At 46.4% G+C, this 12,430-nt stretch carries 5 protein-coding genes; 3 read left to right on the top strand and 2 right to left on the bottom strand.

What is annotated here, in order from left to right:
- A partial coding sequence (locus HN980_00420) for an MFS transporter (protein MBT6927951.1) occupies positions 1-1,808 on the bottom strand: 1,808 nt, incomplete at its 3' end.
- Positions 1,809-1,923: 115 nt separating this feature from the next.
- On the bottom strand, positions 1,924-3,726 hold the full coding sequence (locus HN980_00415) for an MFS transporter (GenBank protein MBT6927950.1): 1,803 nt from the start codon (positions 3,724-3,726) through the stop codon (positions 1,924-1,926).
- A gap of 87 nt (positions 3,727-3,813) precedes the next feature.
- Here HN980_00415 and HN980_00410 point away from each other — a divergent pair, with 87 nt between their 5' ends.
- The 3 genes from HN980_00410 to recD all read left to right on the top strand — a co-directional run.
- Positions 3,814-7,233, top strand: coding sequence for a hypothetical protein (locus HN980_00410; GenBank protein ID MBT6927949.1), 3,420 nt, complete (start codon positions 3,814-3,816; stop codon positions 7,231-7,233).
- On the top strand, positions 7,230-10,679 hold the full coding sequence (locus HN980_00405; protein MBT6927948.1) for a UvrD-helicase domain-containing protein: 3,450 nt from the start codon (positions 7,230-7,232) through the stop codon (positions 10,677-10,679). Before HN980_00410 ends, HN980_00405 begins: the two co-directional genes overlap by 4 nt.
- Positions 10,676-12,430 (top strand): exodeoxyribonuclease V subunit alpha (recD, locus tag HN980_00400; GenBank protein MBT6927947.1); only part of this gene is annotated, 1,755 nt, incomplete at its 3' end. The genes HN980_00405 and recD, both read left to right, overlap by 4 nt.

Genomic DNA, 12,430 nt, shown 5'->3' with positions numbered 1-12,430 from the left:
TTTGTGGCGGCGTACGGGCTATCTTCGAGGAGTTTTTTGTACATATCGGTGAAGGTGCGATCTCGTGAGAATTCTGCGCCGAAGGCTATCGTCGCCTTAGTACGTCCGCGGAGCTTGAAGAAGCGCTTAAGAACTTTTACGAACTGTTGCGAGCGGTTCTTTTGTTTCACCCATACTGGTATTACGGGACATTCGATCTCGTTGAGAAGCTGCTGTACAGGGTTGTAGCGTTCGGCGGTTTTGGTGTCTTCTTCGTCGTGGTCTTCGTGGATGTAGATACATATTGAGAAGTCCCTGTTGAAACCACGCCGTATGTCTTTGAGGAGCGTCGTCATATAGAAAGGCCCGGAGCTGTCTGTTACAGGTATTATCTTCATAAGCCTATAAATAGGGGCAAGCCAGCGAAAGCGGTCTCTTTTACATTTTATTATGAAGCGCATACCACGGCGTTGTGTCGCCATAAGAAGGAAGGCGTTGACCCACGAAGAGTGTCGGCATAGAAGAAGTACTGGACCTGTTGACGGCACGCGGTTGGCGCCGGTGGCACGCACCTTGAAGAGTATCTTCGACATGACGAGAGTCATGAATCGCACGAAATAGTCGAGAATGAGCATCGTTAGTGTTATCGTTATAACAAAGGTTATCATTCCCATGGCAATGAAGCCCTGGTTTGCTGTAAAGCCAAGCTTCTTAGTGAAAATCAAGACCACCGATGCGGCTAGGACACCAATAAAGCTTAGGAAGCTCTTCGTCGCTATCGTCTGTCCGCGGTATTCGTTGGGGCTGGCGATCTGTATGAAAGCGTCTAAAGGTACTATAAAGAACCCTCCTGATATCCCTAGCAACGTTATCGTTGGAACGACTACAGCAAGGGACGAGCTGAACGTTGTCAGCACGACACAGCAGATAACGATGCCGAGACCTCCTAGAGGGACGAGGCCGAGCTCCACTCTTTTTCCGGAGAATTTCCCCGCGAAGAGAGATCCTGTGCCGATGCCGAGAGCTATAAAGAGAAAAAGATATCCGCCCTGGATGTCAGAAAGTCCTAGGGATTCTATGGCAAAAGGTATGATGTTGAGCTTTAGGAAGGCGCCGACGAAGAGAAAAAACGCCGACCCTAAGATGGCGGTAAGAAGGTGGTTATAATTTCTCGAACGGTTTAGCGTCTTATACACTTCATAGATGAAGAGCGGGTTGAACTTGGTGCGCGACCCTGATGGAGGTGTGTCTTTGATTTTAAGGCTCGACCACACCCCGACGAGGGCAATAAGAGAGCATGCCGATGCAGATAGAATAAAGTTCCTGTTGGTGATATCGGTGAGAAACGCCGCGAAGAAGGTTCCTAATATTATTGCGCCGAAGGAGAATAGCGAAATGTATCCATTGGCTTTGGCGATACGCTCTTTCTTGACGATCTCAGGGATTATTCCATATTTCGAAGGGCCGAAGATAGCACTCTGCGTCGCCATCAAGAATAAGACTATGTATGAGAAAACCTCTGTGCGCAAAGCGAAGGCGACGATGCCAAGGAGCATGACGGCGAGCTCGAAGAACTTCGCAAAGACGATGATATTTTTCTTGCTGACACGGTCGGCGAGGACTCCCGACGCCTGCAGGAAAAGGAGAAACGGTATGGTAAAAACAGCACTAGCTGTTGCCAAGATGACGGCGCTGTTCTCGGCGCCGAGGATATCGATAAGGAGGAAGGCGAGAAGAAGCTGGAAGATGTTGTCGTTTAGGGCGCCAAGGAACTGTGTAATGTTAAGATATCCGAACGATGATAGGCGTCGTGGCTTCTTTCTTTTCATGGTGTAAACCTACTGTAATCATAAAAAATGTTAAGTATACACTATACAATGATCAGGGATCAATGATCAATTTTCAATAAAAGTAAGTATTGATGGCCGCTATACCTATACGCTATCACCTTCGATATGGGTCTTCGTTGATGAGAGAATGATATATCTCGAGAGAGGTCTTTTTGCGGGAGATCTCTTTGCCAAAGGTTATCATGGCGCGGGTGCGCCCGCGGAAACGGAAGAAACGTTTAAAAGCACAAGAAAAACGCTGAGAGCGGTTCTTCTGTGTCGTCCATACAGGGACGACTGGGCACGACGGCTCGTTTAAAATTTGTTGTATTGGGTTGTGGCGGAACGGCTGCTCTTCGTCTTCGTTGTCGTTGATATATATACATACCGAGAAATCACGGCGGAAGCCTCGGTGTATGTCTTTTAGAAGCTGTGCGGTGTGAAATGGTCCGTCGTTGTTCGTTATAGGTATTATTTTCATTATCCTATACAAAGGGGCGAGCCAGCGGTAGTCGTTCTTACATTTTATGATGAAACGCATCCCCCGACGTTGTGTTGCGAGGAGGAGCATGGCATTGACCCACGAAGAGTGTCGGCATATTAATAGTACTGGACCCGACGCTGGGACGTTTTTCTTTCCATTGAGGCGTACACGAAAGAGTATATTCGAGACTACGAGCGAGAGAAAACGTACGAAATAGTCTAGGATTGTTATTGTTATGATCAGCGTTACAAAGAGGGTTATCAGCCCCATACCGATGAATCCCTGGTTTGGCGTTAGGGCGAACTTTTCGCTGAAGAGCATCAGTAGCATCGAGGCGCATAATACCCCGATGAACGACATGAAATTCATAGTTGCTAACGTCTGCCCACGGTACTCTTTGGGGCTAGTTATTTGTATAAAGGAATCGACAGGGACGATGAAGAACCCGCCGAAGACTCCAAGAAGTGTTATCGATCCTGCAACGACGTTGAGGTGTGTCGGGAATATTGTTAAGACGATACAGCAGCCCACAATTCCTAGGCCTCCGATAGGGACAAGACCTAGCTCAACCTGTTTTCCCGAGATGATTCCCGCAAGGAACGATCCTGTTCCTATTCCTATAGCCACGAGGAGGAAGAGATATCCACCTTGTACATCGGTGAGACCAAGGGAGCTCATGGCGAAAGGTATGATGTTTAGCTGCATGAAGGCCCCTACGAAGAAGAAGAACGCCGAAGCCAATACAGCGGTAAGTAGGTGGTTGTATTTTAGTGATCTTGCCAGCGTTTTATATATTTCGTATAGGAAGAACGGGTTGAATTTTTTGTGAGACCCCGAAGGAGGTGTTTTCTCGATCTTCAGACTCGCAAAGATTCCAAGGAGGGAGATGAACGAGCAAAACAAGGCGGTCAGAACGAAGTTTCTTTCGGTGATGTCGGTGAGGAACGCCGCGAGGAATGTTCCAAACACTATAGCTGTGAAGGAGAATAGCGACAGTAGTCCATTGGCCTTTGCTATCCGATCTTTTTTTACGAGCTCAGGGATGATGCCATATTTCGAAGGTCCGAAGATGGCGCTCTGTGTTGCCATAAGGAACAATATTACATACGAGAAGGTTTCGGTGCGCAAAGCGAAAGCCAGAACACCGAGAAGCATAACGAAAAGTTCGAGGAATTTCGTGAAAACGACGATGTTTCTCTTACTGATACGGTCGGCGAGGACGCCAGACGCTTGCGAGAAGAGAAGGAACGGGATAACGAATACTGCCCCTGCTGTCGCCAAGATTACTGGGCTGTTTTCAGCGCCTTTTATGTCGATGAGCAAAAACACAAGAAGCAATTTGAAGATGTTGTCATTCATAGCACCAAGAAACTGGGCGATGTTGAGGAAGGCGAAAGAGGTGTAATTTTTCCGTGCTTTGCGTCGTAATATCATAGTAAAAAATGTAGTATGTTAAACATATTCATAAAGGATAGCGGATTTTTCATTAAAAAAAGAGCTTTTTTTGGTATATTGCTTCTAATGAACGTTAATACAACACTTTTTTTTAGCAACAGGGTAGAGGCGCTATATGAGAACATGCGCGATAGCATGTTTTCAAAAGAAGGCACCACGCCTTTCGCCCGACGACTTCTTGTCGTTCCAAGCCGAGCAATAAAGTCGTGGCTTATGCTTCGCCTTGCCGATGATATCGGCATCGCTGCAGGGATAGAATATGCCTTCCTCTCCGATGGTATCGACACCATAAAAAAACGATGCTTCGCTGGAGATAATGAAAAGATATCGAAGATTTCGTCTTCTCTTGAGATAGCGCTACGTCTAGAAACAGAGATTAAAGACGTTATAAAGTCTTATGATGATATGACACAAGAAGACCGAGCTCTGTGGGCGCCGCTTCTCGACTATATCGGTGACGTCCACGAAAAAACCTCGAAGGTTGAGAATAGAGTTATAGAGATATCAAACCACCTCTCCCTTCTTTTTGAGAAATATGGATTGTATGCGGGAACCATGGTCGAAGAGTGGGAAAAAGGGGAATATCACGACTGGCAGCAGGCGCTGTGGCGTCGGATATTTTCTGGCGACGATGCTTGGAGCTATCCATATCGCGAAGATAAGAAATATGAAGACTCTGAAGTTTCTTCTGGGGATATGCAAGTACATCTTTTTGGCTTCAGCTTCATCCCTTCGGTGTATAAAAGGTTCTTTGACAGCCTTGGCGACGACCTTCCTGTATATCATTATGCTTTGTCGCCGTGCTGCTTCTTCTGGGGAGACACTAGGAGCGACAGAGAATCACGAGGGATACGTCGATATTGGAAAAAACGCGACGTCTCTGAAGGACAGACCGAAGAACTCGAAGAGTACCTTCGCGATACAAATCCGCTCCTTGCGAACTTCGGTAAGCTTGGCAGGGAGTTCTTCGCTGTAGCGGGAGAAGGGGATAACGTCGTCGAAGAATATCGTCTGCCTCGTGATGTCATGAAATATGAGCAGTACAGCGATATCGTCCACCCCGATATCTATGAAGAAGACCCTCCAGAGGTTACGATGCTTAAGGCTTTACAGGCAGATATGCTGCTGATGCGCAACAGTAAAGATAAAGATCCTATTAAATTCGACGCGTATGACAAGACGGTACAGGTTCATAAGGCTTCGTCGCGGATGCGGGAAGTTCAGGTTCTGTATAACAACATCCTCGACATCATAGGAACGCGAGAAGATGACGATATCTTTCCTTCGGACGTCATCGTTATGGCGCCGGATATCGGTGACTACATACCATATATCGATGCAGTGTTCGGTAGCGAAGATTCTTTGTTGCCATTCAACGTCTCCGACGCAAAAAGTGGAGGACAAAGATGCTTGATAGAGGCATTTTCATCACTGCTGAGGCTCGCAACAGGGCGCTGGGAGTCTTCGGCGATAGTGCAGCTTTTTGACTTCCCTTCTTTTCGTATGAAACACAATATCTCCGGACGTGACATCGAGACTTTGAGGCAGTGGATCGATACGATGAACATACGGTGGGGTAAAGACGGAAAACATCGACAAGAGGTCATCGCAAGAGAACATCGCAAAAAAACGATGACAGAAGAGGGCGACACCGCCACATGGGAAGAAGGGTTGGGCCGTCTCATGGAAAAGCTCGCCATGGTGGAGGTTCATGATGGCATTCCCGTTATCGATGTAGAGCTTTCCGACGCGCCATTTATCGGTAAGATGTCGTCACTGATATCTTCGTTTGAGGACAACCTAAAGCCTCTGGCCGACGGCACGACGATGACAATAAAGGACTGGGCGGAGTATCTACGATGTCTTGCTGAAGAATATCTTACTATCGATAGCACAGACAAAAAAGCCGTCGCCGATGGGGAGCGTCTTTTCAGCGCTTTCGGCGCTATAGAAAAAGCAGGAAAAGCCGTCGCAGAAGAACTCTTTACCTTTAGCACTGTCTTAAAACACCTCGACATCATCCTTTCAAAGCAAGATGTTGACGTCCGTGATAAAAGCTGTAGCGCCGTGACTTTCTGCTCGATGTTTCCCATGCGCGCCGTTCCTTCCAAAGTTATATGCTTGATAGGTATGGACGAAGAGTCGTATCCACGTCGTGACGACAGAAACTCTCTCGACAATATGGCGTCGTATGAAGACGCTGACTATATGCCTACGAGGGCGGATTTCGACAGATATCTTTTCCTCGAAAACATCCTCTCTGCACGCGATGTGTTATATATGAGTTATTATGGCGACGACGAAGATGGAAAAGGCTCGCCGTCAATACTCGTATCGGAGGTCGTCGACTTTCTCGACAAAGCATATAACATTGCCGACAATGTATTCTCAGAGACTTTTTTGATAAAACATCCACTACAGCAGTATCACAGAAGCTATTTCGATAAAAACAACACCCTAGCAAAAAACTATTCTTTTAAAGACTATAATGTCTGCGAAGCAAAGAATGATCCTGAAAAAGACGGCCCTCACCATTTCGTGAGGGAGATTTTCTGCGAAGATGAAAAGATAAAATCTCAAGGGGAGAACACTACGGGGGCTCATACAATATCGATAGACGACCTCTTGGGTATTGCAAAAAACCCCGTTAGGGCTTATTTCAATAAGACCCTGGGGATATACTTAGAAGACGATGAGAGGTCGTGTGACAGCGAGTTTGAAGTGTCGCATTTAGGAAAATACATCATAAAAAAAGACATGGTGTTAGAAGGGGCAGGTAAAGGCTTTGGCACTGCGAAGCTGCCTCTGGGGGCTTTCAGAGACGTTGCGACACAGGAATTAGAAGACGACATAATAACGATGAGAAAAAATATGGAGGCCTTCGACGCAGACGCTGTGATGTCGGTAGAGCTCGACGCCAGATGTCATAAAGCCGTCCGCGAAGACCGCGATCGCTGGAGGGTCCCTGCAATAAAAATTGATATTGAAGGAACAGCGATAAGCATTGTAGGCACAATAAAAGACGTCACAAGCAGAGGAGTCCTTTATTATGGCAAAAGCAACAAGGAAAACATAATAAAAATATGGCCGGCATTATTGGCGATGCAATATATTTCAAAGAACTATAGCATCCCCGTCGGCAGCGACGCTCTTTTCCTGTATACAGGGGATGCCAAAGCCTTACATGTCGAAGACCCAGAAATTACAATGAAAGAATACATACGATATTATTGGCGTTGTATGGAATGCTGCTGTCCTCTCATTCCTCAATGGGTTCCCGACGCCGCTACTGGCGACGCCAAAGCGCTACAGAAAAAAATCCAAGGATTTTTGGTCTCTTATGGCAAAACATACCGCGACAAATATATTACAAAAATTCTCTGTAAAGAAGACCTTCCCGATGCCGAAAAAATAGTGTCGTCGTGGCACAAACCTGTCGCTATGGCGTTCGAAGGCTTTCTTGGCAAAAAAGGAGGCGGACGATGACGGAAGGCGCCTTCGACATACTATCTCGAGATACTGAAATACATAAAAGCCGTCTCCTTGAAGCTTCGGCAGGGACGGGTAAGACGTTCTCTATAGAAAACCTCGTCGTAAGGTTCTTGGTGGAAGGCGACATAGAACGAGGAAGAGGGCCCTGTACCATCGATGAGATTCTTGCAGTGACCTTCACAAAGAAAGCCGCCGCAGAGCTAAAAGAACGCATCCGCGGTGCTATAGTAAAAGCCATAGACTCATTAGAAGATGGCGGTGGATACGACTATATCGTTAAGTATGCCGATGGCGGAGCCACAGAGATACACAGAGCAAAACGACGGCTTAAAGAGGCGCTTTTTTCCTACGACGAAGCGCAGATCTTTACGATACACGGGTTTTGCTTAAAGGCATTGAAAGAATACGCCTTCGAAAGCAGACAAAACCTCGGCGATACAGGGATGGATACGAGGATTACAACACAAGAGATGATAGAGATCGTCAAAGATTTTTTCAGGACGAGTGTCGGCAAGGAAAAGTATAGTGTCAAACAGCTTTACATTGTGATGAAAAAATATAACGGCATCGACGCCTTGGCAATAAAACTAGCGGGGATAATAACAAAACAAGGGGAGTTCCCCGAATACCCCGACATCACTGCCACCACAAAAGATTGCAAAGAAAAGATCGCGGCTTTACAAGGAGAATATCATTATAATTCCGAGGAAGTCCTCGAGATCTTCGGACGCGAAGCCAAAAAATATTGCTTGCTGTGCAACAACAAAAACATAGCAAAAGAAGACGTTATGAAGAACGCTACCGCCTTCGCCGCGATGTTCGACGACGCCGAAGATGTAGACTTCTCGAAAGCGAGTTTTTCATTCCTAAAGTCTTTTTCTCCAGAAAACATAAAGAAAAGATTTGTGGGCGACGAAGAAGGCGCAGCGTTCTTCGCGAAAGCTTACGAACTTCTTAAAGACACGATATATCATGTAGAGAACCCCGCCGTAATCTTTGCTAGGATGGCACGAGACTGTAGGATTATGGCGTCGGAAGCTTTCGAAGAGAGAGAAAAAAACACCATCGATGGTATTCTTGACGCTATGGCATTGAGTGTCGACGACAAAGATTTCATCGAGGCAATACAAGGACGCTATCGTGTTGCCATCATCGACGAATTCCAGGATACCGACCCACTGCAGTGGAAGATTTTCTCCACGCTTTTCGCACAGCAAGACCATCATGGAAGATATCTATACCTTGTCGGCGACCCTAAACAGTCGATATATTCTTTCAGAAATGCCGACATATATACGTACCTTAACGCCGCAGATACCATGGGAGAAAATGGTACTGCTACGTTACACAAAAACTTCCGCTCGCATAGTGACCTTGTACGGGCGCTAAACGTCCTTTTCTCTAAAGATAATACCCCTAAGATGATAACGCTGCCACAAGAAGATAGAGAGATGCCATACCGTGAAGTCCTTCATTGTGACGATATTGTAAAGCCACAGCTTTCAGGAAAAAGAGGTAGCGTACATTTCTTTGTCGGGGAAGAAAGCATAAATAAAAAAACTAAACGCCTGCCGACGCCAGACCTCGAGAAGACAGTGTTTTTTCCTTTTATAGTAGAAGAAATAGAAAGGCTACACAGCGATGATGGTATGCCATATAGCAGCTTTGCCGTACTTGTCAAAGACCGATATCAAGGGCAGAATATAGAAGCAGCCCTTCGTAAAGCTGGCGCCCCTACGAAGAGGCGTGGATCACGGAGCCTTGCCGACACAAAAGCCCGTACGGCGCTGAAAGACGTCGTCAGCGCCGTCATCGCACCAAGAGATCTCAGCGCGGTAAAGATAGCACTTTCCAGTGAGCTTATTGCCTGGGATGACGAAGCAGTACGCGAGCTCCTCGAAGACGGCTCCTACGAAAAGATTATCGCTACGCTATATTCTCTGAGGAAAATTTTGTACGACAGCGGCTTCGCAGCATTCTTTAATGCTATGATGGCAAAAACATGGGGAAACGATACAAAAAGCGTAGCAGAGAAAATAGTGTCGCGAGAAGGTGGAGACGACCTATATAACGAGCTTTTACAGCTAGCAGACGTAGTAATACAACACCAAAACACAACATATTGCTCGCCAGAAGGCATCGTACGTCATCTCGAAGGCATGAAAGACATCGAAAACTTCGACGAGGACAAACTTAAGATACGGCAAAACAGCGACGACGATGCTGTGGAAATCCTGACGATACACAGCAGCAAAGGACTTGAGTTCGATGTCGTCTTCGCATTAGGACTGGCAAGCCGCACGAAAAAAGAGGAAGACATTATAGCGAAAAATGAAGGAGGGATAAGGAAGTTCCTCGCCGCCGAAAAAGACAGCGACGAATGGCGACGATATTATGAGGAGATCGACGCCGAGAAGATGCGACAGCTGTATGTCAGCATGACAAGAGCGAAATATATGACGTACGCCCCAGTAGTAATAGATTCCGAGAAATCGACGGCGCCTTACGGCACAGCATCGCCGATGGAGCTTTTCCTCGCAAGGCTAGGACAAGAAGAAGCTGCGTATGAAGAGCTGTATTCTAGGATGCAGAACTTCAAAAAAGAAAGCCTTATAGATTTTATCTCACAACACGATATTTTAGGATATTCCATCCTAGAGAAAAAAGAAGACACGATATCCCGCTATCACGACGATGAAGCCACCGTAATATATCCTCCAGAAAGTATTACAATACCAGAAAGCCCATCATATTTCAGGTCTTTCACATCTCTAGCATCGCCAAAAAATGAACATCGTATAGAAACTCCACCACACGACTATATATGCGAAGATAAAACAATACATACACTGCCGGCAGGGAAGGTGACAGGCACGATATTACACGATATCATGGAGGCATGCCTAACGACAGATGACGACGTCATCGATATCGTCAAAAAATATATAACAGCCACTTCTCTGGAAGAATGGGGCGATGTTATCGTTGATATCATTAATAATTCCATGACGACACAACTAATCGCCGGAGAAAAAGGCTTCCGTCTGTGTGACGTAGCACGCGATATGATAGCATGCGAGAATGAATTTCTGTTCCCAGAAACCGATGCCGTATACCTCAATGGCGCCATAGATATCTTCTTCGAGCACAAAGGAAAATATTATATCCTCGACTGGAAATCCACGTGGCTCGGCACCGATGGAGAAGCATACCACCACGGCAACCTTGAAAAATCTATGGAAATCCACGACTACCGTCTGCAGGGAGCGATATATACCCAAGCAATACAGCGGTATCTCTCCATCGTAGAGACGCGGAAATTCGAAGAGTGTTTTGGTGGCGTGTTATACTGTTTCTTCCGCGGCCTCGATAAGACAAAATCGCAACAAGGCGTATATCATTTCTTCCCAGAAGAAAACACCGTGAGGAGCAGGATATGATAAAATTGGAATGTTCCATGAAGAACGCGCCAGATAAAAGTATAAGGTGGCCGTACCTATACGATTTCGTAAGGAGAAAATTCTTCTCAGAGATAGACTATTTCTTCGCGAACAAACTCCTAGACGACTCCGATGAAGATGTCGCTGCAGTATTATGCTACCTTATGGCCTCGGCACAAAACGGACACCTGTGTGTCACCATCTCCGATGATGTAATAACACCAAACCCATTGTCGGTGCTTAATATTTCTGAAGATAACGACGACGTACTAACCGCCGAAGAACAACAACGTCTGTCGAAGATGATACTTGCCGGGAAGAAAAAACTACCTCCCGATATCACCGTAGATGTCAGTGGCGATGATGCCACAGCGACTAAACCGCTTTGTTTATATGATGGAGACCTTTACTTACAGCGACATTGGATATATGAAACGATGTTCCTCGATAATATATCACGTATCATGAAGACAACGCCGGCGATACAGTACGACGAAAATATTTCCGAAAAGCTTTTGAGCGAGATGTGCAATAGAGGAAACCTCCTAGACGAACAAGTACAGGCAATACGACATTCTTTGCAGTCGTGCTTTACAGTGATAGTAGGAGGCCCAGGAACAGGGAAGACATATACCGCACGGAAACTGATAGATGTTATACAAAAAAGCCTTTCATCTTCAGCAGACATTGTTTTGGCGGCACCGACAGGGAAAGCCGTCGCAAACCTTAAGGCAGGAATCCCCGATGTAAAGGCTATGACGATACACGCACTCCTAGGAATAGGGTTTTCACGACGATACAGAAAAAAACGTAGGATCGACGCCGATATCATCATCGTAGACGAATGCTCTATGGTAGACGTACGACTTATGGCCGAGCTTCTCGATGCCGTAGCCGACGGGACGCGTCTCATCATAATAGGCGACAACGACCAGCTTCCTCCCGTAGAGGCCGGGTCGGTGTTCGCTGACCTCGTCGAAAGTCACGAGAATAGCGATGCCGTTGTCCGACTGAAAAAATGCCTAAGGACAGAGAGTGTCGACATAGTAGCGATGGCACAGGCAGTAAATTCCGGGAACGTCGAAGATGCAGTAGCGCTACTACAGAACCATAACGTCGGAGATGATATATGGTCGGAGAATCCACGAATAACACAGGAGAAACTTCTAAGATATGTGCTGGACCGCTTTCCAAAGCCACGCGATATCATGAAGCTTGCCCCAGAAGAGCTCCTCACAAGCTTTAAAGCTTTCTGTATGCTTTCACCACTGCGTCGGGGACACCTCGGCGTCGATGCTCTCAATAATGCTATCATGTCGCGGCTGTATGAAAAAGCAAAGAGCCTTCCATATTTCGTCGCGCCGATAATGATAACGACAAACGACTACAACCTTGGGATGATGAACGGCGATGTCGGTGTAATGACAACATATAAATCAGGAATCGGTAGCCACGCGATATTCCCCGGCAACGAAGAGCAACGATATTACGACAAAACCCATGGCATAAGAAAAATTCCCGCCATCGTACTGCCACGCCACGAATATTCGTACTGCGTATCGGTACATAAAAGCCAAGGAAGCGAATACGACGACGTCCTACTAGTCATGCCACAAGGAGCGGAATACTTCGGAAGAGAGATACTATATACTGCGATAACACGCGCACGGAAGAAGATAGAAATTCTCGGAGATAAAAACACCATATCAGCGACGATACAGACGCAATCACGCCGCCACTCAGGGATATTA

It is taken from the genome of Waddliaceae bacterium, assembly GCA_018694295.1.
Classification (GTDB): Bacteria; Chlamydiota; Chlamydiia; order Chlamydiales; family JABHNK01; genus JABHNK01.
The sequence above is the reverse complement of the archived record's forward strand: the minus strand, read 5'-3'. Positions and strand labels throughout refer to the sequence as shown.